Origin of the sequence: Marinifilum sp. D714 (assembly GCF_030851345.1) — a bacterium.
Classification (GTDB): Bacteria; Bacteroidota; Bacteroidia; order Bacteroidales; family Marinifilaceae; genus Marinifilum.
Genome location: NZ_JALPNU010000005.1, coordinates 211,284 through 234,677, shown reverse-complemented (window position 1 = coordinate 234,677; position 23,394 = coordinate 211,284). Strand labels below are relative to the sequence as shown.

At 39.4% G+C, this 23,394-nt stretch carries 23 protein-coding genes; 18 read left to right on the top strand and 5 right to left on the bottom strand.

Annotated features, from left to right (window positions below):
• Position 1: 1 nt before the first annotated feature.
• The 4 genes from M0051_RS07825 to M0051_RS07810 form a co-directional block, all read right to left on the bottom strand.
• Positions 2 to 1,690, bottom strand: a complete 1,689-nt coding sequence (locus tag M0051_RS07825) for a CorA family divalent cation transporter (RefSeq protein WP_306740980.1) — start codon at positions 1,688 to 1,690, stop codon at positions 2 to 4.
• Entirely contained in the window at positions 1,665 to 2,420 is a 756-nt protein-coding gene (locus M0051_RS07820) for a hypothetical protein (protein ID WP_268190463.1), read from the bottom strand. The genes M0051_RS07825 and M0051_RS07820 overlap by 26 nt, the downstream gene beginning before the upstream one ends.
• Before the next feature lie 352 nt (positions 2,421 to 2,772).
• Positions 2,773 to 3,363 carry an acyltransferase gene (locus M0051_RS07815; protein ID WP_306740979.1) on the bottom strand — a complete coding sequence of 197 codons (591 nt, stop codon included), beginning with the start codon at positions 3,361 to 3,363 and terminating at the stop codon, positions 2,773 to 2,775.
• A gap of 61 nt (positions 3,364 to 3,424) precedes the next feature.
• Positions 3,425 to 5,833 (bottom strand): hypothetical protein, encoded by a 2,409-nt coding sequence (locus M0051_RS07810; RefSeq protein WP_306740978.1) that lies wholly within the window; start codon positions 5,831 to 5,833, stop codon positions 3,425 to 3,427.
• A gap of 453 nt (positions 5,834 to 6,286) precedes the next feature.
• On the opposite strand from M0051_RS07810, the gene M0051_RS07805 reads away from it, so the two are divergent.
• The 8 genes from M0051_RS07805 to M0051_RS07770 all read left to right on the top strand — a co-directional run bounded on the left by M0051_RS07805 (position 6,287) and on the right by M0051_RS07770 (position 12,638).
• Positions 6,287 to 6,565, top strand: a complete 279-nt coding sequence (locus M0051_RS07805) for a helix-turn-helix domain-containing protein (protein WP_306740977.1) — start codon at positions 6,287 to 6,289, stop codon at positions 6,563 to 6,565.
• A gap of 3 nt (positions 6,566 to 6,568) precedes the next feature.
• On the top strand, positions 6,569 to 7,810 hold the full coding sequence (locus tag M0051_RS07800; RefSeq protein ID WP_306740976.1) for a type II toxin-antitoxin system HipA family toxin: 1,242 nt from the start codon (positions 6,569 to 6,571) through the stop codon (positions 7,808 to 7,810).
• Positions 7,811 to 8,528: 718 nt separating this feature from the next.
• A complete protein-coding gene (locus tag M0051_RS07795) occupies positions 8,529 to 9,548 on the top strand; it encodes an RteC domain-containing protein (protein WP_306740975.1) in 1,020 nt (339 codons plus the stop codon).
• Between the two features lie 139 nt (positions 9,549 to 9,687).
• The gene (locus tag M0051_RS07790; protein WP_306740974.1) at positions 9,688 to 9,981 is read left to right on the top strand and encodes a helix-turn-helix domain-containing protein; all 294 of its coding nucleotides are present in this window, start codon (positions 9,688 to 9,690) and stop codon (positions 9,979 to 9,981) included.
• Complete coding sequence (locus M0051_RS07785) at positions 9,982 to 10,434, top strand: hypothetical protein (RefSeq protein WP_306740973.1); 453 nt, start codon at positions 9,982 to 9,984, stop codon at positions 10,432 to 10,434.
• Positions 10,373 to 11,083 (top strand): ATPase, encoded by a 711-nt coding sequence (locus M0051_RS07780; protein ID WP_306740972.1) that lies wholly within the window; start codon positions 10,373 to 10,375, stop codon positions 11,081 to 11,083. Before M0051_RS07785 ends, M0051_RS07780 begins: the two co-directional genes overlap by 62 nt.
• A gap of 868 nt (positions 11,084 to 11,951) precedes the next feature.
• Positions 11,952 to 12,290 carry a hypothetical protein gene (locus M0051_RS07775; RefSeq protein WP_306740971.1) on the top strand — a complete coding sequence of 113 codons (339 nt, stop codon included), beginning with the start codon at positions 11,952 to 11,954 and terminating at the stop codon, positions 12,288 to 12,290.
• A 36-nt stretch (positions 12,291 to 12,326) separates the two neighbouring features.
• The gene (locus tag M0051_RS07770; protein ID WP_306740970.1) at positions 12,327 to 12,638 is read left to right on the top strand and encodes a DUF4134 domain-containing protein; all 312 of its coding nucleotides are present in this window, start codon (positions 12,327 to 12,329) and stop codon (positions 12,636 to 12,638) included.
• A 53-nt stretch (positions 12,639 to 12,691) separates the two neighbouring features.
• On the opposite strand, the gene M0051_RS07765 is transcribed toward M0051_RS07770, so the two are convergent.
• The gene (locus tag M0051_RS07765; protein ID WP_306740969.1) at positions 12,692 to 12,940 is read right to left on the bottom strand and encodes a hypothetical protein; all 249 of its coding nucleotides are present in this window, start codon (positions 12,938 to 12,940) and stop codon (positions 12,692 to 12,694) included.
• Here M0051_RS07765 and M0051_RS07760 point away from each other — a divergent pair.
• The 10 genes from M0051_RS07760 to M0051_RS07715 all read left to right on the top strand — a co-directional run bounded on the left by M0051_RS07760 (position 12,939) and on the right by M0051_RS07715 (position 23,388).
• Positions 12,939 to 15,341, top strand: coding sequence for a TraG family conjugative transposon ATPase (locus M0051_RS07760; RefSeq protein ID WP_306740968.1), 2,403 nt, complete (start codon positions 12,939 to 12,941; stop codon positions 15,339 to 15,341). The two genes, M0051_RS07765 and M0051_RS07760, sit on opposite strands and share 2 nt — an antisense overlap.
• 129 nt (positions 15,342 to 15,470) lie before the next feature.
• Positions 15,471 to 16,121: a hypothetical protein gene (locus M0051_RS07755; protein ID WP_306740967.1), complete on the top strand. Its 651-nt coding sequence runs from the start codon at positions 15,471 to 15,473 to the stop codon at positions 16,119 to 16,121.
• A gap of 13 nt (positions 16,122 to 16,134) precedes the next feature.
• Positions 16,135 to 16,854, top strand: coding sequence for a hypothetical protein (locus M0051_RS07750; protein ID WP_306740966.1), 720 nt, complete (start codon positions 16,135 to 16,137; stop codon positions 16,852 to 16,854).
• A 3-nt stretch (positions 16,855 to 16,857) separates the two neighbouring features.
• Positions 16,858 to 17,808, top strand: coding sequence for a hypothetical protein (locus M0051_RS07745; protein WP_306740965.1), 951 nt, complete (start codon positions 16,858 to 16,860; stop codon positions 17,806 to 17,808).
• 18 nt (positions 17,809 to 17,826) lie between these two features.
• The gene (traK, locus tag M0051_RS07740) at positions 17,827 to 18,453 is read left to right on the top strand and encodes a conjugative transposon protein TraK (RefSeq protein WP_306740964.1); all 627 of its coding nucleotides are present in this window, start codon (positions 17,827 to 17,829) and stop codon (positions 18,451 to 18,453) included.
• A 13-nt stretch (positions 18,454 to 18,466) separates the two neighbouring features.
• Complete coding sequence (locus M0051_RS07735; protein ID WP_306740963.1) at positions 18,467 to 18,793, top strand: hypothetical protein; 327 nt, start codon at positions 18,467 to 18,469, stop codon at positions 18,791 to 18,793.
• A complete protein-coding gene (traM, locus tag M0051_RS07730; RefSeq protein ID WP_306740962.1) occupies positions 18,774 to 19,934 on the top strand; it encodes a conjugative transposon protein TraM in 1,161 nt (386 codons plus the stop codon). Before M0051_RS07735 ends, traM begins: the two co-directional genes overlap by 20 nt.
• A 5-nt stretch (positions 19,935 to 19,939) precedes the next feature.
• Positions 19,940 to 20,734 (top strand): DUF4138 domain-containing protein, encoded by a 795-nt coding sequence (locus M0051_RS07725; RefSeq protein ID WP_306740961.1) that lies wholly within the window; start codon positions 19,940 to 19,942, stop codon positions 20,732 to 20,734.
• 15 nt (positions 20,735 to 20,749) lie between these two features.
• Positions 20,750 to 22,687 (top strand): type IV secretory system conjugative DNA transfer family protein, encoded by a 1,938-nt coding sequence (locus M0051_RS07720; protein ID WP_306740960.1) that lies wholly within the window; start codon positions 20,750 to 20,752, stop codon positions 22,685 to 22,687.
• A gap of 29 nt (positions 22,688 to 22,716) precedes the next feature.
• Positions 22,717 to 23,388 carry a DUF3945 domain-containing protein gene (locus M0051_RS07715; protein ID WP_306740959.1) on the top strand — a complete coding sequence of 224 codons (672 nt, stop codon included), beginning with the start codon at positions 22,717 to 22,719 and terminating at the stop codon, positions 23,386 to 23,388.
• Positions 23,389 to 23,394 lie beyond the last annotated feature (6 nt).

Here is a 23,394-nt window from a genome sequence, read left to right as displayed (position 1 = left end):
TTTATTGTTTATCAATTTTGGCAGAGTTGTTTCTTTTGAAGATTTTGAGTTTAAATACGTTAATTAATAACCAGGTTAATAACAAAGAAATGACTACGATCGTTCCTATTCCGAATACAAATGGGATATAGATTTCTCCATTAAAAAGAAGGGATGGGATTTCTTCATATTTAGGCATTATATTGATTCCAAGAATTCCCGCCAATAGGGAAGGAGGAAGAAATAAAACACCTATTATGGTAATTTTTGTAATTAGTTCATTTTGATCTCGATCGATTTCTTGTTGTATTTTATCGTTAGCCAAAGAGGCAAACTGGTAAATTTCATCTATTTCTCTTTTAAGATCTGCAATTTCTCTTTCAATTCTCATGTTCTCCTGAAGCATATCATAAAGTTCTATTCCTTGATCTTGTGCTGTAATTTCGCGGAAATACATCTTGTTTATAAATTTTAAATATGACTCGTTGATTTCTTCAATTTCCGGATGTTTTTCCTTTATGTTTCTGGAAATTCGGGCAACCTCGTTTGAATACTTTAAAACAGATGCACGTTGCATCAGACATAACACTACCATTTGATAATATATTGTAGTTGCATGTGTTGATATGATTTCTCTTCCAAAATATTCTGTATTGGTTAATCCTACCAGTGAATATCTGGATACTCCCCATAGGGTGCCATCTTCAGTAAATCGTTCATATGTATGCTTCATGTTTTCACGGCGAAGCATATTTTTATTGGCGCATGTCAAACTTTTCCCATCTATGAAAATATACTTGTACCAAAACTCATTGGTGTGATAATTGTATTCCGTATCAAATCCAGCTTGTCTATGTTCTTTCAATTCATTGATCATCCAATCATTTCTAAACCAGCAAATCGTAAACATACGATCATCAATAATAGGACGAATGCAAATTTGTCCATATTGTAAATTACGAGTTGAGCTGTGAAATATGACCTGATCATTGGTATTAAAAAGCTCTAATATAAAATTTGGCAATTGAATGGGATGGCTGGCAATGGTTAACATGTCATCGTGGCAATTCTGTTGCAAATTATATCTGCTAAAATCTTCTATTATGTTTTTCCCATTAATGTTCAGTTGTATTTTATCTGCTAAAAACCTTCTTTTGATAATGCTTGTAGAATCCTTTCCGTCACTCGATAAAAATTGAGGATATATTCTTCTTCCAAAATCATTAATTTGTAGAATAGATTCTTTTTCTTTGTAAATGTTATTCTCAAGATGATATGATAGTAAACCAACGCCATTGCTAAAAACATGAAGGAAAATTTTCTTCATATTTAGTTGGTATACACTTGTAGTCTTCTCATCAGTTTTAATATGAATATGGTAGCTGGCATCCTGTCCGAGATTATAAGTGAAATGCTTTACAATATTTTCTCGATTTTCTATTTCATCATATAAGGCATCTCTAACGTAGTCATAGAAGTATACATACTCGTTATAATTTACAAATTCATCAATATAATACCCTTTAAGAGATTGATCCTTGGCTGAATAAAAATCCCAATTTTCTTTATTCAGTGCTTTTTCAAACTGATTAATATTTATTCTCTTATTTATTGAAAGGTTTTCTAGGTTGGTTTCATTTTCAGTAACTGAATCCCATCTAAAGGGAAATAGAAAGATGTGTTTGCTATAGATTACAGATTTCTTCGACATAGTATTCAATATTTTGCTCAGTTTGGGTTTTACTATTTGTGATTCCGAAAAAACTTTTGTTGCCACCGTAATAGGCAGTTTTTTTATGGATTAAATTGAAGTATTTTTTGATAAGGATGTTAGTTTTAATAGTTCCATAATAACACAATTGGTCGTCAGTATAAACAATCAGTTCTTTATATTGTCCAAAAAGTCTATCGCTTATGGTGCTAAACTTCGAAGTTTCAGATTTAACTATTGTAATATCATTTTTTATGCTTTTGTTTTTTATTGCCTCTATTGCAAGTAGTTCGTCTTCTGGACTAACTCCTTGTGCAGCTCTGTCATTTTTTCTAATGTCAGCAATTTGTTCTTTAGTCGCACCTAATTCCTGCATGCCTGGAATATAGTTGGCATCATTGGCTGCAACCAGTTTTTGATATTTATTTAATTCAATATTCAACAATTCTGCCACTTGCTCCAATGAAGTAGGGTAGTGTGTTTTTTCGTTGTGGTGGTCTATAGAAATATAGTTGTTTGGTGTTTCAATATCTTCATTTAATTCAATACCATATATTTTTGCTTCAGGATTCAATTCAAGTACATGAACATAGGAGCTTAGATTAGCGCCCCAGTTTAGTTTTTGGTCAAATATCTCTGTACCTTCATTATATCCATTGTCTAATAGTAATTTTTTTATTGTTATCATTTCGAGGTCATAACCACCTAATAGGAATATTTTGGTTTCCATCATATCTCTGGTTGATATTTTTTTAATAGATAATCCAAGCTTTATAATTGATATTATACTAAGGAGTAAAATCTTGATAATGATTTTATACTTTTTTTAATGTTCACTAAAATTAGAAAAAAAAAATAAATTATTAATATATTAAGTAAGAAAATGTTATGTATTAATGGATAAGAGGTAAATCGATTTTAATTGAGATAAGGACGCACTAGCTGAATTAAAAAATGTTTCTGTGAAACTTCATTTTCTTTAATCTTGAGGTATATTGAGCGCTACGGTGTATTGAGATTGAGACACAAAAAAATCCTGCAAGTTAAAACTCACAGGATTTTTTTGAATAGAAATATTTCTTTTAGAGATCAGTTTTGCGATCATTCGCATGCTTGGCAATTTTATACTCAGCATTCTCTTTTTCGCTGTAGTACAGGCAATAATCTTCCTCTTCCTCGATTCGTTTCATAGGAGTACCTGTTTTGTCTACATACCCACAAATTCGGGCTGGATTTCCTTTTACCATTGCATGATCGGGTATGTTTTTTGTGACAACCGAACCGGCAGCAACCATACACCATTCACCCAGATTTATTCCGCAAACAATAATGGCTCCCGCGCCTATGGATGCTCCTTTCTTCACCAGGGTTTCACTTAAGGTCCAATCGGTTGAGGACTTCAGTTTTTCATCGGTAGTGATGGAACGAGGGTATTTGTCATTGGTGAAAACGGCATTGGGTCCTACAAAAACTCCTTCTTCAAGCCTAACTCCATGAGGAATCATCACATTGTTCTGAATTTTTGTGTTCTTACCAATACTAACCCCTTCATCTACAAATGAGAAATAGTGTATTTTGCAATTGTCTCCTATTTGGGCATGGTCTGCAACAACTACAAAATCATCTACAATTACATTTTTTCCTATAATGGCTTTTGGACTAATGTTTTTCATGAATTCATTAATTTATGATATCAGCTTTAAGCTGAAATCCTGTATGGTTTGTTCTTGTTGGTTAATACTGAATGTCTGCAATAAGAACATCTTCTCTTACAAGGGCCAGTTGAAGCCCCATAATTTCATAGGGGTGGATGCGGTTAAAATTGCTATCGTAAGCTAAAAATTGGTTCAATGCTTTCTCCACATCAATAGAGTCCCCTTCCAGAATAAAGGTTTTACAATTTTTGCCCTTCTTCATGTTGTGCTGTTCTTTTTGCAATGCTTCTATAATTTTATTATATAGCGGTTTATGCTTCTGGTTAATTTGTATTTTTTCTGCATTTTGATCCATTCCAGGTCTGTTAAGAACAGTCCAATAGAAGTCGCCGTGATATTCCAAAAGATCATAAAGCTGAAACTTGGCGTCGATTAGCAATTTACCAACTTGTGCATTTTGATACTGATCTTGATGCTGTTCAGAGCATTTTTTAAAGAAAGGATCGTTGCTGTTAAAATCAGAGTCAATTTTGATTTTCAAATCGGTAAGATTTTCAACAAAGGAACAATTGATTATTTTGATTTTACCTTGGGAAAGCTCATAGCTAACCTGAAATTTAACTCTCAATTTTGAGATATCGTACTTTTCCAATTGGTACAATAAAAAGAATAGCTTATCATGATAAAGGTCCAATTTACTGGATATAGGGAAATAGCTTACTGGATATTCCGTATTGTGATCCTCTTTTCTGATGGAGCAATAAGGTTTCTGCATCAGGTGAAAATTGGATATTCTTTGTTCAGGCTGATTTGTTGGATCGGTAATGATAAAGTTTAAGCCTAAATTGGCATTTGCATCCTTATTTGCTTTTACAAAGCCGGTTGATTGAATTACTTTGACATCGCCATGCCATTGAGGTAAAATGGGTTTGAAACTTTTGAAACGTCTCTTCCCGTTTTTTCTGTCTTTTAAATTGTGAAGTATGATGGTGACACCAATTTCAAGGCCAATGGCTGCAACAAACCACCATATAAACTCTTCAAGTATTAATATGATTTTATGGCTGTATGAGCCATTGATTTGGATTAATTCCCAATTCAAAACAGAAAAAGAATTGTTTGGATTTATTCCCGCTGTTTCAGCTACCTGATAACGCCAGGTAAGAAGTACGGCAACAATGATAATATTTACAAGTGCCGCAATAAAGTATTCTCCGTATATCGAGAGCTTTAATCGTCTTAGGATAGAACGCTGAATCACAAGATGGGCAAAATTTAACCATTTGAGGGAGGCGATATCCATTTTGCCGGCACGGTAAACGTATTCTTTAATTTTATTTTCATCGCTAACCAGTTTTATTAGTTTAAACGGATTGCGTGTTGTTGGGAAAGGAACAAGAAGTAAATCATCCATTTCAAGGTATTTGTCCTGACCAGGATAAATTTGCAGCTGTTCAATGCTGATGCTTTTGGGCAATGTATACAAAGCACTAACGCCTATTTCACCATTAAAGGTTTCGATGGCAAAATCGTGGAATTCGATATTGGCATTTGAGATGTTTTTGGCACGATACCCAATTTCTTCTTCAATTCCACGTTTAACACAGGAATGCAAACAGTATAGGTTGTGATCTGACTCAGGTTCATAGTCGGTTATGGAAAAAGTTTCGTTTACAGGTACATGGATCAGGCCATTTTTCATCTCTTCTACTTTTCCAGATCTGGCACACAAAAGAAAATGGTGTTTTTTGTTGCTGTCATATCCGTGAATGCTGATATCCAGTCCAAATGATGAAAACAAATACTTTAAACACTTAAAGATATACCTGAATTTTTTCGACTTTTTATTGTATTGATCAAGCAGAAAGATCAGCTCATCGAACAATGCCTTGTTTTCCCTATAGATTTCTTTAAAAACCAGCCAGGTGAAATGATCTGTTTTGTACAAACCCAATTCAACTTTCCCATTCTTTTTTTCATAGCTGTAAACCCCCAGTTTGTCACCATTAAACTGGTAGTTGTTTTGCGATGATAAATTGCGGTTCAGTTTTTCGATATTTCTTTTTATGGCTTCGAAGGAGTAGGCCTCAATTAAGGATTCTACAATTCCTTTTTGGGTACTTTCCAATAGGATGGAATTGATTACATTCGCATTGAGAATATCATTGTAATAAGTTCTTATACAATTCACCTTTTCTTCCAGTATGTCATCTGGTAATTCAGTATTTCGATTCTCGTAATTCTGTTCATAATTGCCATTTGTCAGATAAAATTCCTCACTGTCACTAATGGATGAAGGAGCAAAATCGGTATCTTTTTCCAGGAGTTTTACAGCCTTTACTTTGCGTAACATTCGAGCCTGTAGCCAAAGAATAATCTGATTAGGTATGAAAAAGAACTTACGGTATAAATTAAAGTGTATCGCAATAATTAGTAGAATGGTAGGAATAGCTACACAAGCTATTCTGATTAAAATTTCGTTGTGCATAAAAAGGTTCTTAATTAGATGGACAGGTGTTTTTCAATTTATTAGCCCTGTAATTTCAAAAAAAATAAATAATTATGCAACTTAATATTTAAGATAATTATTTTATTTTTTTTAAGTTTTTGCCTGTCTGCACAAATTAATTCTTGCCAATGGATTTTGGTTTATAAAGTCTGAAAACTGAAATGGTTATCTTTGAGGTCCTCCCATTAATAAAATTGACAAAGAACCTCTTTGTACCAATATGAGTGGCACAAATTCGAGTGACTTATGCCGTTTCACGCCATTGAAGAAATATTTATGAATGCAGTTGTCTTTACTGCGAGGAGCTTGGAGGTGCATTGCAAATGGAGTGGTGAGACATAAGGAGGCTTGTATCTTTTTCATCTCAATAAATAGCTTAAATATTATCCAATATTAGTATTAATTTGTATATTTAGCTAAAATATTAGCTAAATGTATTCGGTTTCTACAACACCATACGAAATGAGTAAAGCTTTGGCAGAACGTCACAAAGCTTTGCGTAAAAGATTAAAATTGTCTCAGTCAGAAATGGCAGAACGCTCCGGAGTTTCTCTGGGAAGTTTGAAACGTTTTGAATCCACAGGAAAAATTTCTTTGGAATCACTATTAAAGTTGGCTCACCTACTCAACCACCTGGAGGATTTTAATAAGCTGTTTCAAGCCCAGGATGATCAATCCCATATAGAGAATTTATTTACCTCAAACTTATAGGTCATGCATGAGGTTAAAAACATTTTGGTGACTCTTTCCCTGGAAGGTAAAACATACAATGTAGGAGAGTTGGTGATGAACAATCGGGAAATCTATTTTCGATATCACCAGGAATTCTTACAATCGGGATTAAACATTTCACCAGTAAAACTTCCATTTACAAATGAAATTAGCATGGCAGGAAAAGATCCTTTTGAAGGACTTTATGGCGTATTTAATGACTCACTGCCCGATGGATGGGGAAGATTGCTCTTGGATCGTAACTTGAGTGGAAGAGGAATTGATATTTACAGCATAACACCAATGGATAGATTGGCTTATGTTGGAAGTTCAGGAATGGGAGCACTTTGTTATCATCCTCAATTGGATGGGAAACATGATTTCGACAAACAACTGGAGTTGGATGTAATTGCCAGGGAAATGAAGCATGTTTTAAAAGGACAAAGCACTGAGATGATAGAAGAGCTTTATGCACTGGGAGGGTCTTCTGGTGGGGCACGGCCGAAAATCTTGCTGGGATTCAATAGGGATACCAATGAATTAATACATGGATACGAGCAAATGCCGGATGGATTTGAAGATTGGTTGATTAAATTTCCTTCATCTCAGGACAATTCAGAAATTGCGAAGATTGAATATGCCTATTACCAAATGGCATTAAAGGCAGGAATTGAAATGAGTGAGTGCAGATTGTTCCTTGGAGAGTCCGGTCAGGCTTATTTTGGAACCAAACGATTTGACCGAACAGAAAAGGGAAGGCTTCATGTACATACAGCTTGTGGGCTAATGCACGATAATTTCAGAATGAGTACCATGGATTACGGACATTTGATGGATTGTGCATTTCGTTTGGAAAAACATGTAAAGGCCTATGAGAAAGTTTTTCGTTTGGCTGCTTTTAATGTATTTTCTCACAATAGAGATGACCACAGTAAAAATTTTTCTTTTTTAATGGATGGAAAGGGGAGTTGGAGAATGGCTCCTGCTTATGATCTTACATTTTCAAGCTCAGCTTATGGAATACATAGTACAATGGTGGCAGGTGAGAGCAGAAATCCAGGAGAAAAACACTTGCTCGAATTGGCCAGGCATTTTGGGATGAAAAGACCTGAATGGATTCTGGAGCAGGTAAGTGAATCAATTTCTCAATGGAGAAGTATTGCCAAAGACTGTGAGATTTCAAAACATTTGGTTTCGGAGATGGAAAATACTTTTAATAAGTTACATAAAAGCCTGAGGAAATAGGGGAACTCATGCTAGGTGATTGCTTCGAAAAATCACCGGACTGAAAATCTTTTGCATTCTTAATTTGTGATCTAAAAGCCAGACTTTCAATAGAAGTTATTTCCGATTTTTTTTTGAGCTAATCTTGGGCTCCAAAAAAATCAGAATAACTTTATTTTCACCCTTTATGGGATACTTCTTGATCTTAGGAGGTATATGTCTCAAAATCCAATTTCAAGAGATTCTGATATGGGGGAAATGAGCCATGGATTACTATTTTCTTCATTAAGGGATTGGTAGAGAAAAGAGATGTGGGTGAATGCTATCTGTTTTTCAAAGGAATATCATGCCAATAAGTTTATCGATAAAGAGAAGTGTCAGTTTTTTGCGCAAAAAATTTGACATTCCATAAAACTTCAAAATTTGATGAGACATTTATTTGTACAACTCATCAGAGATGTCTGTTCTGCTGAGGAAATCGCATAAAGAGATGTATTGTTGAATCTTTCTCCCTACTTAAAACTGGAAGATCATACAGAGCTCGGAAGCATATTTAATCTCTTTTTTTGTTGTAATAAATAAATCAGTTCTGCTTTTAAGCAAGATTCTATTTTAACAATCATTTATTTTATTCTGTATAATTTTAGATTACAGAGAATAATATTTATGTTATTTTGGTTAATTTTATAATGGATTGCCTTTTGTCAATCAGAATTAAATATAAAATAGGGGGAAATCAATGATTGTTGAAGAAAATTTCAATTGCTTAAAAAATGAATTACTAAAAACCATTAGCGAGTTAAACAAGGAGTTAAAAGCAGGGTACACTTATTCGAGTCCTGAAGAATATGAGAAATTTCTGAATGGACTCTTTTTTGATTTTATCAAGGAGGTAAGGGACAATCTGAATCAAATTAAGGAGGAGAAGCAGAGGCAAACCTACCTGGAAAGCTTATCCAAGGTATTTGCCCATTTGAATGAACAGGTCTGTTTTGGGCGGATGCTTTACAAAGAGAAGCAGTCTTGCATGAATGGGGGAGCAAGCCCTAAAGAAGCCAATTTTGAGGAGGAGCAGTTTGTAATACTGGTCTTAAAAATGGCACAAAAGCCCATTGTAAAGGATGCCCTGGATTTTTTGAAAGGACTTTCCAATGCTGCCAAACGGGAACATTATTTGGGGAATTCACATCCCAAATCCTGGCAGGAGGAAAGACAAGAATTTGCCCCTGTAATTTCTCGAATAAAAAGTGAATTGAGCGTGATCACAAGTATTCGCAAACAAATGTCCTACCTGAAGCAAGAGCGGAAAAGCCTTGCGGAAAATTACCGAAAGGAAGGGATAGACATTTACAACACACCACTGAATGAGTTTTTTGAAGCCAGGATAGAAAGCTTAAAGGATGCTTATTTTATATTGAAAGGAGAGGTGCAAGCTGAGCATGGGAAAATGGATTCTTTTGATCCGGAAAATGGAGTGAACCTTCAAACCCCAATGCATGAACATTTGCAATGGATAGCGACCAAATCTGATTTGGTTGAATTGGTGTATGGAATATATCATTCCGGAGCTGTCCGTAAAAATAGGATCAGCATACAGGATTTGGCCTTGGCCCTGGGGAATCTTTTTAAGGTGGACTTAAATGATGTGTATCGTACTTTTTTGGAAATTAGAAATAGAAAATTGGTTCAAATCAAGTTTTTGGACCAGATGAAAAGTTCCCTTCAAAATAAAATCCACGAATTGGACGAAAAAATGTGAGGGAAAGTCAATTGTAAAAATAAAAAAAATGGATAAAAATAAACACCCAACTTGGGTTATACTTGGGTGTTTATTTTGAAGAAAATCTGGAAATTGGATCAAAACTATACTTGGATTCACTAATTAAAACCAGAATATTATGCCTACAGAAATTGTTACCACTGACGATTTAAGGGAATTCAAAATTGAGTTGTTGGATGAAATGAAAAAGATGCTCAATGAACTTCAAGCTCACCCTAGCAAGAAATGGTTAAAATCCTATGAAGTAAGAGAACTTTTGGGAATATCCCAGGGTACACTTCAGAACCTCAGGTCCAACGGTACACTGGTCTATACCAAAATAGGAGGGGTCATGTTCTATGATATTGAAGACATCAAGAAAATGTTGGAAAAGAACATGGTGAAGAGTGGCATTCGTATCAATCACTCCTGAATGAACTATGTCCGACATCTGAATGGATTTTTCAAAATATTGGAGAAGGATGAGAGGATGTCTGCTTATCACATTTCCTTGTATTTGACCTGTTTCCAGATTTGGAATCAGAACCGATTTGTAAATCCTTTTCCGGTAAGTCGCATGGAGATGATGCGACTTTCCAGGATCGGATCGGTGAATACCTATGCCAAATGCATGAAAGAACTAAAGGAGTGGGGATATGTGAAGTACTCCCCCTCTTCCAATATGTATCAGGGGAGTCATCTTGCCTGTATCAGATTCGATACGGCAAGCAATACCACAACTGATACGGCAAGTGATACACTTTTAATAAACTCTTTAAACATTAAAAAGGGGAGTTCCTCCTTTAAAAAATCCCGAAACAAAAATGGAGAAGGAAAAAATCCATTGCAGGCTACAACAGAAAAAGACTATGCCGAGCCCTTATGAGTGGGCAGCGGAACTGAAAGATGGTGTCTATCATTTTTCATTTTCGGAATGCCTGTCCTGGTTGAAGGCCTCCGGGAAACATCATTTTGGAGAAGGATTTTCTCTTTTTTCGGAAGATCAAGCCCTGATTTATCGACTGATTGTTTATGCCATAGGAGATGAGGTGGCCTGCAGGAAATATGGGATCCAGATGGATAAAGGGATCTTGCTCACAGGACCAGTAGGATGTGGAAAAACCACACTGATGCTGCTGATCAACTCTTTTTTTCCACCGATGAAACAATTTCAAATGAAGTCGGCCAGAGAGCTCAGTTTTGAGTTTGAAAAGCAGGGCTATGACCTCATTGGCAGATATGGGAAGCCAATGGTGCATGCAAGCACAGGAAAATATAGAAATGGGATTTATTGCTTCGATGATTTGGGGGTAGAACAAAGCCAGAAGTTTTATGGGAATGAGTGCAATGTGATGGCTGAAATTCTTTTGAGTCGTTATGAACTGTATGCCCAAAAAAGAATATTGACTCATGCTACCACCAATTTGTCAGCCTCAGAGCTGGAATCCAGGTATGGGAATCGTGTCAGAAGCAGGATGAGAGAACTCTTTAACCTGATTGCTTTTGACAGCAATTCCAAAGACAAAAGAAAATAGGTATTTCCTACTTGAAACGGCCTGTTTACATTCTTCCAACAAGCCTTTTCAACCCACTACAAAACCATCCTTCCACTTTCTTTCAGTCCTGGATTTACTTTTTCCCATCGCATAATAGTAATCCATTAGATTGTTAATTTTTTTAATAGATACAAGAGCTGGTAGTGGATGATTCCCAGGCAAAAGGACTTCTGCTCACAGGACTTGATTCGCTTTTGTATGGGGCTTAAAAATAGCCCTGCAAAAACTTAAATCGACGTCCTGAAATCAGAATACCTTTTTGCCACCCACAGCAAGATCATCCTTCCACTTTGTTGCAGTCCTGAACTTGCCCACTGCCAGCGCTATGCCTCCCTTTGTTTGCAGTTAATACAAAAAAGCGCAAATAAGAGACAAAAGAAAGGCAATCTAGCCATTCTTCCCGCAAGGCTCTCACTCTTTCAAATCCAAGACCAAGCCGCTGTGCTTTTCTTTGTGGAGAAGCCATTGATAGGAAGTAAGGAGCTTTTGAGATGGGAAAACCAGTCTTGGATTTGATCCACGAATGGCAATGGGAAGCACTTTCTTTTCTTTTTTTGAGCCTTTTTTCTCTTCTTTTGAATCAAAAAACAGATCAAATGAAATCAAAGGGATACATCCTAACATCCAGCTTGGGTGAAATCGGAAAACATGGGTGTCAATTCAGTGCAAAAAGGTACAAATCATGCTAATTTCATGGTTTTTTATTGAATCATATAAAACACCCAAGTAGAACCCAACTTGGGTGTTTTTCTAAAAGTGAAGTTGGAGATTTGCCTTATGGAAAATCGCAAGTACACTGCTTTGATTTTTCAGATCAAAACCATGTTTAACTTTTAGAAATGATCACATGTTTGGATTAGATCAAATTGCCTGGACTGATTTTATCAGTTTGATACTTGTTCTGCTTCTTTGCTGGTACCTGGGGCTGATGCTGATCCTGTTTTTCAAAAGCAGGCAGAAGCAAAATCAGCTTCATTTTGAACAGGAAGCAGATGATGCACCCCTCAGCCACAGTCTTCAACCCATTCGGGTATCTGCTGGTGATTTTCCTTCAGAATTTATCCCAGCCTACCCGGCAGGAGAAAGAGTATTGACGCATTCTTTTTATGAGGATATGGGTTTGGATGAAGGTTACAGCCTACATGAGCTGGAGGAGGGAAAGATGCCTCTGATACCGACTATATGACCCATGACTACTGCTTGAACCATTAAAAAATGACTTATGAAATTACTTTTAAAACCTTTCGTTCAAAAAGGAGCACTACTGCTTCTGAGCCTTGTCTATTCTTTTTCCCTTTTGGCCCAGTCCGCCTCAGGGATTGATCAAGCCACCACGGAGATCAATTCCTATGTGGATCCGGTATCCAATCTGATCATTGCCATTGGAGCAGTGGTAGGACTGATCGGTGGGGTGCGGGTCTACATCAAATGGCAATCCGGAGACCAGGATACCCAAAAAGCCATCATGGGCTGGTTTGGTGCCTGTCTCTTTTTGATTTTGGTGGGGGTGGTGATCAAGGCTTTCTTTTCCTGATGGAAAGTTATCCCATTGGGAAGGTAGATACCAGTTTGTACGTGAAAGGATTTTCAGGCAGACTGGTCTATCTGGCACTCTACTGCATACTGGGCTCTTTCCTGTGTTTTGTTTTGCTCTACATCCTGATGGGTGTATTTCCAGCTTTGCTGATCTGCTGTCCTCTTTCTTTTGGATCCCTGTATGGAATCAGCAAGATCCAAAAGAAATATGGTCCCAAAGGCTGGGAGAAAAAAAAGCATGCCGGGAAATTGCCAGACTTTATCCTGGTCAAAAGAAGAATCTGTCAATCCTAAAGCCATGAAAGTAAATTCCATAGAAAAAACAATGTCCGTGCTGGGCTTCCAGGGAGATTTTCTGATCTCCAACAACCTGGACCTGAGCTTTGGCTTGAAGCTGGAATTGCCGGAGCTGCTTTCCTGTTCAAAGGAGAGATTGTTGGAACTGCATGAGTGCTTCCAAAGGATGATCAATCTATTGCCTGAAAATTCACTGTATCACAAGCAGGATTTTTATTTTCTATCGGTTTACAAGGGAAAAGAAGATCAAAAGGATTCTTTATTGAACCAATCCTACAGGAAGCACTTCAGGGGAAGAAAATACCTGAAACAATCCTCTTACCTCTACATCTCCCTTTTGAACAAGGGGCTTTTGAAAAACTATCTCTCTTCCTCGCTGATCTTTTCAAGAAATGTGAAGCACAAACAGATCCAGGGAATGGAAAAGGCAAGGGAATTGCAAGCCAACCTGCTGACACTTTTCGGGCAGGCAGGCATAGGCGCAAAACTGATCACAAGAGAGGAGGCTGTGGGAACAGAAGAAAACAAGGGGCTGATAGAATCCTACCTGACCCTGAATTTTCAAAAGGGCAGCCCAATGCTTGGAGGGATAGATTTCAGGGACAGACTCAAAGTCATGGATCAGTTCGTGGAGATTGTAAGCCTGAGTGATTACTCCCATCTGCCGGGACAGCTATCTCCTGCAGGCAAGCACCCGGGAAATGGACTGCCGGTCTCCTTTGTTTATCCATTGGGACATCACCTGCCTTTTTCCCACATCTGCAACCAGTTCATTTATTTGCCCGAGCAGCAGGAGATCAAAGCCATGTTGGAAAGCAACTACAAAAAAATCTACAGCCTTTCCAAATTTTCTTCAGAGAACAAGGTGAATGCAGGATTGATAGAAAACTTCCTGGACCGTGTTCAGGTAACGGGAGAGAAGATTGTCAAGACACATTTCAACCTGGTCCTGATGGATGCTTCCCTGAAACGCCTGAAGCAAAACAAGAGTGAATGCTCCTCTGCATTTTCCCTTTTGAACTGTTTTCCCTATCAGCACAGTTTTGATCTGCCCTTTCTGTTTTTTGCCTCTGTACCTTTTTCTACCCAATTGCCGGAATCGGAACTTTTTATTACTCAGGTTCCCCAGGCGTGCTGCCTGACAAACTTTGAGGGGGAGATCCAAAAGTCGGATTCAGACTTTTACATTCAACTGTCCAACAGGCAGGAAGGCTGTCCGGTGAGAATTGACATCTCCGATGAGCCTATGGAGGAGCATCTGATCCACAACCGAAACAAATTGATCATTGGAGGATCAGGATCAGGGAAATCTTTTTTTACCAATCACCTGCTGCGTCAATATGCAGAATCCGGCAATTGCCATGTGGTGCTTTTGGATGTGGGAAGAAGCTATGAGATGCTGACCCGCTACCTGAATGAAAGCCTGAAGGAGCAGGGAGGAGCCATGATGGTGGAGTTCACCGCAGAGAATCCCATCTCCTTTAACCCCTTTGTGATGGAAGGAGAGCTGAATGTGGAGAGAAAGCAGACCATACTCTCAGTCATCTACACCATCTACAAGGAGAAGCTCACGGACATGGAAAAGGATGTGATTGCCCATTCAGTCACTTGCTATCTGAAAAGCAATCCCAGGGAGAAATCTTTCAATGCCTATTACAGGTTCTGTAAAAGTTTCATTCCTGAACTGGTGGAAAACCAATCCTTGGAATTCAATACGCACGAGTACTTCTTTATTCTAAGCAAATACCATGAGGGGGGAGAGTATGACTACCTGCTCAACAAACCCATGAAGACGGATGAATTTTTCAACTGTCCCTTCCTGGTCTTTGAGCTAGACAACATCAAGGATCATCCGGTAATCTTTCCGGTGGCAACCCTTATCATCATGGACATTTTTTTGCAGAAAATGAGAAGACTCACAGGCGTGAGAAAGCTGATCTGCATAGAGGAAGCCTGGAAGGCCATTGCCACACCTCAAATGGCTGCCTACATGAAATACTTTTTCAAGACCATTCGAAAATTCTTTGGAGAGGCCATGGTGGTCACCCAGGAGGTGGATGATGTGATCTCATCACCCATCATTCGGGATGCCATCATCAATAATGCAGATACAAGGATTTTACTGGACATGAGCAAATTCAAAAACAAATTTACGCAGATCTCCCAGTTTCTGGGGCTAACGGAATTTCAAAAGGAGCAGATTCTTTCCATCAACAAGAAGCTTCCCGGAGACAGAAAACTCAAGGAAGTTTTCATCGCACTGGGACAGTACTCCCGGGTCTTTGCCCTGGAGGTGAGCCAAAAGGAGTACTTCTGTTACACCACGGAACAAAAGGAAAAGGAACTCATCCTCTCACAGATTTCATCAGAAAAATCCCTGATGGATGTACTACGGAAAATGTAATCTCAAAAAGAAAGCCAATGAAACGAGCAAGGTTAAAATAATGATTAGCCATTCACGGCAATGATTATTTTAATCTTGTGGCTTCCTCCCGACGGTTATCGGGATGGCAAAAAATAAAATTATAGACCAATGAAAAGATATATCAAAACAGGCCTTCTGATCCTGATTGCTTTTTGGATCAGCTACAGCCCAATATTGGCCCAGGCACCGGTTACGGATGTGGGGGCAGGCATACAAAGAGAAGCCCTTTGGAACAGGGAGAAGAAGATCCTTTCCAAAATCAACTGGTACAATGTGCTGATCAAAGCCTTGAATGGAGACATCAAGGGACTTACCGGTGAGATGCTGGGCATAGACCAGAAAATGTTGGAGAGCCTGGAGAAAGTTTCTGCCCTGATCAAAGACTACAAGAGGGTAAAGGAGACCAAACAGATGCTGGACAAGGTGATGGAGATCTATACCCAGAAACTGCCCAAGCTCATACAGGATGAGAACTTTACCAATGAACAAGCCGTGGCCATTGTGCAGTCCTTTGACCTGATTCTGGATGACAGCCGACAATTGGTGAACAGCATTCTAAAAAACATCATCAAGGACAATCTGCTGATGATGGATGACAAACAAAGGTATGACAGCATCAATGCGGTCTACCTCTCAGTCAAGCAGCATTATGGAACCATTTGCTACCTCTACAACAAGCTTTTGTATGCTTCCTATTTGAGAAGTTATGAAAATGACAAGCTGGAAGGCTTTGCCATGTATTACTCTTTGTACAAGTAAATTTTTAAAAACCATGAAACACCTACTGATTAAAATCTTGTTTCTACTGTTTCTGTTTTTTCTTGGTTTTGTGATCTCTGCAGATGCACAATCCATCGCCATAAAAAAATGGAAGGGCAGGTACCCAAGGATGAACAATGACTACCCGGCGGCCTTTATCTGTTTCAAAGGCTGGTTGCCTCCAGTTCCGCATCTTTTTATCAAAACTCCAGGAACTCATTATTACTGGAAAGTAAAATCAGGACTGGTAACGGACTCCAAGGAGATTAGCGGAAAGCTGAAAACAGGAGCCCTTAGATTGTTGGCAAAAACATTGGAAAAATCCCAGTTCGAAGGACGTTATAAGGAAACCAATCAAACCAAAGGCATGAATGAGATGCAAAACTCTATCTCCAATTTGATTTACAATGCCCAAAAGGATGAGCTGGCAGATCTTTACAATACTGCAGCAAGCCTTTACACACTTTATCATGAGCTTGATAATTTCAAAGCTTTGAAAGAAGGGAATCGCATTCGAAAAATCCTAAAGAAAGAAGCCGATCAACTGCTCTCCCGATTTTTGATGATCAATTTATTGGAAACCGATCATGGAGAAAAGTTCAGGGCCTTTAGTGAGCTTCAAAAATCTCTCACTCATCTCAAAGGAGAAGTAGATTATACCTACAACAAGTTATTCTACTTCCAGTCTTTTGGAGATGCTACAAATAGAAATCTTGCCTTTTTAAGCCAATAAGCCATGATCCTACAAGTATTGTCAACTAATGATTTTTTTGCTTTTACCGATGCACTGGTAAACAGTGGAGTGGATAATGCCGCCTTGCTGGTGGATATGGCAAGAGCCATAGGAGGGATAGCAGCTTTCTTTTACATCTCCAAAAGAATCTATGAGGAGCTGATTGCTGATAGTCCCATTTCCATTTTGCCCTTGCTCCGTCCCTTTGCCTTTGTTTTGGTTTTATCCTTCTGGGGTGTCTTTGTCAACCTTTTGATGGTTCCCACCAAGGGACTGGCCAATCTCTCAGATCAGATCTATGCAGATAAAAAGCACATTGTCGCTCAAAAACTGGAAGAGAAACAGGATGCCATGCTGGCAGCAGACCTGCCCATTTTCTATGAGAATGAGGAGAAGGAAGCTGATCTCTGGGACAAGGGCATCAACTTGCTATTAACAACCTACAACATCATGACAGGAAGGGCCATTCAAAACCAGATCAATTTTTACATCATGGATGCCCTGCGTCAGGTCTTCGAAGCCTTGTTTGAGGCCATTGTCTATCTGATTGCCTTTTTAAGAACCATCTTTTGTGTCTTGTTGGTGATCTTTGGACCACTGGTCTTTGCCCTTTCCATATTTGATGGATTTCAGGACAATTATTTGCAGTGGATTGCAAGGTTTATCAATGTGAATTTGTATTTGCCCATCGCATTGCTCATTCTCTCATTGATTCAGGAAGTACTCATCTTTACCCTGGAGTGGGAGATACAGATGATCAATTCCAGTTTGATTTACCAGCCTCAGATGTTCTATGTTTCGGGACTCATTGTCCCTGTATGTGGGATTGTCGGTATGGGCTTGGTGCCTAAAATATCATCATGGATTGTTCAGGCAACGGGAACCAATTCAGGGGGAGGAAGGCTGTTCAGAACGGCAGCTACCATGGCCATAACCAAAGGCATGTTGAAGTAAAGTCAGAAAGGAGAAATCATGAAAAAAATCTTCGACATCCAAAGAAAATTTCGCTTCACGGTTTACGTGCTTTTAACAGTCAGTTTGGTGATGATGGGGCTGAGCTCCTATGTCTTTACGCTCTCCATGGAACTGGTGGAAAGGTCCAGGCAGAAGATCTATGTGCTGGACAATGGCAAATCCCTGCTTATGGCACTGCGGGAAGACATTTCAGAGAATAGAAATGCAGAGGCCAGGGATCATGTGAAAAGATTCCATGAGCTCTTTTTTACCCTGGAACCTGATCGGGAGTATATTGAAAAGAACATCCGTGAAGCCTTGCATCTTTCGGATGCTTCAGCCATGAGTCAGTATCAGGCCTTCAAGGAGAACAACCTCTACAATCAGGTCATTGCTTCCAATATCAGCATGACCCTGCAGACAGATTCCATTGCATTGGATTTTTCTTCCTATCCATATGGATTTTCCTACTACGGGAAACAGAAGATTGTCAGGAAATCCAATATCACCATCCGGAGTTTGAGCTGCAGGGGCAGCCTTAGAAATACCTCCAGAACAGATAACAATCCCCATGGATTTTTGATGGAGAACTGGAGAATAGAGGAGAACAAAGACCTGGAAACCATACGCCGCAAAACTTTCTAAAAATTCTAAAATCATGAAGCAGAATCAATCAAATGCAAAAGTGAGTTGGAAAGAGAGCTTCCAAAATTGGATCCAAAAAAGGGAGGAGGAAGATGGAAAGCTGGATCCTGAGATTCGAAAAAGAAAATGGGGGATCATCCTGTTTTTCTTACTAATCATTTTTCTGAGCTCTTTTTTGTGGACACCCATTCTGGATTTTCACAACAGGAAAATCAGTATGCCAATTCCAATTCAAGAAGATCAGTCCACCTATAAAGCACCTTACAGAAACTACGAGATGCCGGTGGACTCATTTGAAATGCAACTAAAACAAAATATTCATGAAAGAACAAGTGATTAAACACAAAGCCCTTCTGATTCTACCCCTCATGCTACTGCCCTTTGTGGTGCTCATCTTTTACATATTGGGAGGAGGAGAACATGCCCTGGCTGAAGCAGGGGGAGAACAGAAAAACAGAGGGGTAGAAAATGGGATGAACTACCAGCTTCCTCAGGCTGAAAAGTCCATAGAGATCTATGACAAAATGGAAGCCTATGAGAAAAGGGAAGAGATCCCGGGTGAAGCTGGAATCCCGGCAGCCCAAAGAAGAGAGCTTATGGAAAATGAGGGCCTCCTTCTGGAAATGGAAACAGACAGTTTGCCTGAGATTCTAAAGGAAGAACCCGAGCAGGTTCCTGCAAAACTCCTGGCCCATATCCGTAAAAAAGAGTTAAAGGTACAGGAAGAAATGAAAGAAGGGAGAAAGCCTCAATCAAAGGCTGTCATTCGAAGAGCAGCTCCTCCAAAAAAGGAGAGCATGGCAATTTCGACTCATCAGCCAGTAAAGGCCAAAACTCAGAATCTGGAAAGCCTGGAAGACTTGGAAGGGATCTTTGAGAGCCATGCAGAGCTGGAAAGAAGGAATGATTCCCTGCAATACTTCCTATCTCATGCTCAGGATGAACTTCAAAAGATCCAAAAAAGCAAGAGAAATGTTTTTCAATTGGAATCCAGGTCAGAAAGGTCTTTTAATGGAGAACAGACAGGATCATCCCTGATCAAAGCTGAAATCTATGAGGATGCCGTGGTGCTGGATGGAAATCGTGTCAAACTGAGACTCCTGCAGGAGTACCGGATTGCAGGCAAGAAAGTGGAACAAAACACATTTGTTTACGGCATCTGCAAGCTCAACAAGGAGAGACTGTTCATACAGATCAGCCAATTTCCGGTAAGAGGAGAATTCCTGCCCGTGGATCTTCAAGTACATGATACGGATGGTCTGCCTGGTTTGTACATACCCGACAGGGCAGCAAGAAAAGTTACAAGGGAGGTGGGAGCACAGACCAGTATCTCTCCACTCTGGGGAAGTTCTCAGGATGCTCTGACCCATATTGGCATCACTACGGCAGACCGTACTGCACAGACTCTGATTCGAAGGGTAAGACTCAAAAAGGTCAGGCTCAGGAAAAACAGCATTGTATACATCATCAATCAAAACTAAAAATCATGAAATACTCCTTGATCATTATATTCCTTCTTTTTGCCCAATACATCAGGGCACAAAAGACATTGCAGGTGCATGAGAACAAAGTCACACACATCATCTCCAAGCAGAAGATCTCCTACCTGCAGGTGGGATCTCATGAGCTGATTATGGCAGAAATTGTAAAAGAGCATCCCAATCTTCTTCGAGTAAAAGCCCTGAAAGAATTTGAAGGGGAATCCACCCTCTCATTGGTAGCGGAAGGGAAGCTGTACAGCCTTTCCCTAAGCTATGGAGTGGAGGGGAAGAATTCCTATCTGTTGGAGGAATTCACATTCCAGCCAGCAGATCTGCTGCTTAGCCAATCGCTTCGCAAGTCAGAAATGGAAATGGCCTGCATGAAACTACTGGGACAGAAAAAAACAGGAGCAGGAGCTAGAATATCCAAACAGGGACTTCAGCTTCATTTTAAAAATATCGCCTTCAAAGAGGATCTCATTTTTGTGCTCCTGGAACTGAAAAATGCAAACCAAATGGAAATAGAGCTGGAGGGATATAGGTGGTGGATCAAAGACAAAAAACAGTTGAAGGCATCCAATCATCAGGAGTACCAAATCCATCCCCAATACCGCTATTTTGAGCTGAAATCCATTCCGGGAAAGAGCAGCAGAAAAGAAATTTTTGTCTTTCCACGCTTTCGAATACCGGAGCAGAAAATCCTGCAAATCCAAATGCTGGAAAAGGCAATGGGCAATACGGGAAGAAGAATTAGCCTGGAGCTAAAAGCATCCGATCTAAAAAATCCAATTCAACTCTAAACCAAAAGAGCAAAAATGAGCGCTGAATCCAAAGAATTGAGCAAAATGCATGAAGGATTTCGATTCTTTTCCTATCTGCTACTTATCCTGAGTTTGTATTTGGGAGAGCTGAACTATTTCAGGGCAAAAGGAATCTGGATTCCAGAGTTTGAAGGATTGTTTGAAAAGCTTTTACAGCTGATTTACCTGGTAGACCCTGTATGTTCAAAGGCCACTTGTATGGGATTTTTGATCATCACCTGCATAGGCACCAGGGCTAAAAAAGACAGGGAGCTGAAAGTATCTGCCCTTGTCGTTCAGCTGGGGGTGGGACTCTTTGTCTTCTGGGGAGCACTTTTTCTGAATCAAAAACTGGAACTGCTCTACCTGGTTTTTTCTTTTACGGGCTTTGTGATTTTAAACATCGCCTTTGACAATATTTCCAAACTGATCAATGTAAACCTGATGAAGGACAGATTCAATCTGGAAAATGAAAGCTTTTCCCAGGAGGAGAATTTCATGGAAAATGAATATTCCGTGAACCTGCCTTCCCTTTACCAGCACAAGGGAAGAGAAAGAGAGGGCTGGATCAATATTGTCAATCCCTTTCGGGCAAGCATGGTCATTGGAACACCGGGATCGGGAAAATCTTTCTCCCTGGTGCTTCCCTTTATCAAGCAGCATCTGGAAAAAGGATTTGCCATGTGTGTTTATGATTTCAAATTTCCAGACCTGACAAAGGTGGTGCATCATCATTTTTTAAAGGCCAAAAGAAGTGGGAATTTGCCGAAATCCGCCCAATTTTATTGCATCAACCTGGATGACATTACAAGATCCTACAGGTGCAATCCTTTGGCTCCTGAGTACATGGAGTCTCCCATTGATGCCTTTGAAGCTTCCAGAACCATACTCTACAATTTGAACCGGGAATGGATCCGAAAACAGGGAGAGTTTTTCTCAGAATCCTCCGTTTCCTTCTTTGCAGCCATCATCTGGTTTTTGAAACGATACCAAAAGGGGAAGTATTGCACCCTGCCTCATGCCATTGAGCTTTTGCAACTGGATTATGAGGAACTGTTTGAAGTACTGTCACAGGAAAAAGATGTACGCGGGATCATCAATCCCTTTGTCAATGCCCACCAAAGAGGTGCCTCTGAACAGTTGGAAGGACAATTGGGATCCTTGAAAATTGCCATCTCCAAAATCATTAGCAGGGAGATCTATTGGATCTGCTCGGGAGATGATTTTTCACTGGACATCAATGATCCTGCTCATCCAAAAATCCTTTGCCTGGCCAACAATCCCCTTCGAATCGAAATGTATGGAGCCGTTCTTTCCCTTTTTATCACCCGCATGCTCAAAATCATCAACCGAAAGGGACAGCACAAAACATCACTTATTTTCGATGAGCTGCCAACCATCTACTTCAGGGGACTGGACGCTTTGATTGCTACAGCAAGAAGCAATAAGATCTCAACCCTTCTTGGCATGCAAACCATAGATCAGCTCATCCGTGACTATGGAAAAGAACAGGCCAATGCCATCCTGACCAATATCGGAAATTTGTTTGCAGGTCAGTCGGTGGGAGATACCGCCAAATTCGTTCAAGCACGAATGGGAAAAATTCTGCAGGAAAGACAATCCATAAACATCAACAGAAATACACAGTCCACCTCCATCTCCACGCAAATGGATTTTTTGGTTCCCGAAGGTAAGATTGCCACCCTTCCGCAAGGACATATGGTGGGACAGGTAACGGACAATTTTGGAGAGAGCATCTACCAGAAGAATTTTAATGCCCTGATCAAAGTAGATATCCAGCAATTGGAAAGGGAAGAAAGAAAGTATCAGGACATTCCCAAAGTCTATGAATTTGATGATAAGGAACAGGTCTTGGAAAACAATCGAAATAGAATTTGCAATGATATACAACAAATGGTGAAAGAAATTTTTACAAAGAGTAGTTCAGAATAAGATTGTAAACCATTAAAAACAGAAAAATTATGGAACAAAGTAGCACAAGGTTAAGTAAGGAACAGATTCCATTTTCCCAATTGGAAAAAATAGGAATCAAAAAAGAATTTGCGGACAGAATGGATAGCCAGGAGATGAAGGATTTTTTGAATGGATTCAGATCTGCGAAGCTCTATACCATTACTGCTAAAATCAATGGAGAAGAGCACAGGATTCCTGCCAAAATCCGATTGCAATTGGCAGAGGATGGAAAGGTCAATGTGAAGATTCATCCGATTCAAAGACTTCATATTCCGGATGAATACCTGGGACACAAATTCAGCAAGGATGAGAAAGCTGCCTTGATGGAGCACAAGAAACTGGACAAGCTGGTGGAGCTGACCAACCAAAGGGGAGAGAAGGACAAGTACTTTTTAGGCATTGATCCAAAGACCAACGAATTGATCCCACTTCGAAGCAAACACATCCGGGTACCGGAAAAGATCAAGGGAGCCATCCTCTCGGAGGAGCAAAGACAAAAACTGGCAGCTGGAAAGAAAATCAGCTTGGATGGGATGACCGGGAAGAATGGCAAGAAATTTTCCGCCACCCTTCAGGTGGATGCCGCCAACCGAAATATTAGTTTCTCCGGTTTTAAAAATCAAAAAGATCTGGAAGAGAAAACCGAAAAGAAAAGAGTGTCAAAACAAAAAGTTGGATAGTTCATG

Coding starts and splice junctions, on each gene's coding strand:
- M0051_RS07785 (WP_306740973.1), top strand. CDS start 9,982: ATGAACTATGTCCGACATCTGAATGGATTTTTCAAAATATTGGAGAAG.
- M0051_RS07745 (WP_306740965.1), top strand. CDS start 16,858: ATGATCCTACAAGTATTGTCAACTAATGATTTTTTTGCTTTTACCGAT.
- M0051_RS07800 (WP_306740976.1), top strand. CDS start 6,569: ATGCATGAGGTTAAAAACATTTTGGTGACTCTTTCCCTGGAAGGTAAA.
- M0051_RS07715 (WP_306740959.1), top strand. CDS start 22,717: ATGGAACAAAGTAGCACAAGGTTAAGTAAGGAACAGATTCCATTTTCC.
- M0051_RS07720 (WP_306740960.1), top strand. CDS start 20,750: ATGAGCGCTGAATCCAAAGAATTGAGCAAAATGCATGAAGGATTTCGA.
- traM (WP_306740962.1), top strand. CDS start 18,774: ATGAAAGAACAAGTGATTAAACACAAAGCCCTTCTGATTCTACCCCTC.
- M0051_RS07770 (WP_306740970.1), top strand. CDS start 12,327: ATGAAATTACTTTTAAAACCTTTCGTTCAAAAAGGAGCACTACTGCTT.
- M0051_RS07755 (WP_306740967.1), top strand. CDS start 15,471: ATGAAAAGATATATCAAAACAGGCCTTCTGATCCTGATTGCTTTTTGG.
- M0051_RS07760 (WP_306740968.1), top strand. CDS start 12,939: ATGAAAGTAAATTCCATAGAAAAAACAATGTCCGTGCTGGGCTTCCAG.
- M0051_RS07775 (WP_306740971.1), top strand. CDS start 11,952: ATGTTTGGATTAGATCAAATTGCCTGGACTGATTTTATCAGTTTGATA.
- M0051_RS07780 (WP_306740972.1), top strand. CDS start 10,373: ATGGAGAAGGAAAAAATCCATTGCAGGCTACAACAGAAAAAGACTATG.
- M0051_RS07805 (WP_306740977.1), top strand. CDS start 6,287: ATGTATTCGGTTTCTACAACACCATACGAAATGAGTAAAGCTTTGGCA.
- M0051_RS07765 (WP_306740969.1), bottom strand. CDS start 12,940: ATGGCTTTAGGATTGACAGATTCTTCTTTTGACCAGGATAAAGTCTGG.
- M0051_RS07725 (WP_306740961.1), top strand. CDS start 19,940: ATGAAATACTCCTTGATCATTATATTCCTTCTTTTTGCCCAATACATC.
- M0051_RS07815 (WP_306740979.1), bottom strand. CDS start 3,363: ATGAAAAACATTAGTCCAAAAGCCATTATAGGAAAAAATGTAATTGTA.
- M0051_RS07735 (WP_306740963.1), top strand. CDS start 18,467: ATGAAGCAGAATCAATCAAATGCAAAAGTGAGTTGGAAAGAGAGCTTC.
- traK (WP_306740964.1), top strand. CDS start 17,827: ATGAAAAAAATCTTCGACATCCAAAGAAAATTTCGCTTCACGGTTTAC.
- M0051_RS07795 (WP_306740975.1), top strand. CDS start 8,529: ATGATTGTTGAAGAAAATTTCAATTGCTTAAAAAATGAATTACTAAAA.
- M0051_RS07790 (WP_306740974.1), top strand. CDS start 9,688: ATGCCTACAGAAATTGTTACCACTGACGATTTAAGGGAATTCAAAATT.
- M0051_RS07810 (WP_306740978.1), bottom strand. CDS start 5,833: ATGCACAACGAAATTTTAATCAGAATAGCTTGTGTAGCTATTCCTACC.
- M0051_RS07820 (WP_268190463.1), bottom strand. CDS start 2,420: ATGGAAACCAAAATATTCCTATTAGGTGGTTATGACCTCGAAATGATA.
- M0051_RS07750 (WP_306740966.1), top strand. CDS start 16,135: ATGAAACACCTACTGATTAAAATCTTGTTTCTACTGTTTCTGTTTTTT.
- M0051_RS07825 (WP_306740980.1), bottom strand. CDS start 1,690: ATGTCGAAGAAATCTGTAATCTATAGCAAACACATCTTTCTATTTCCC.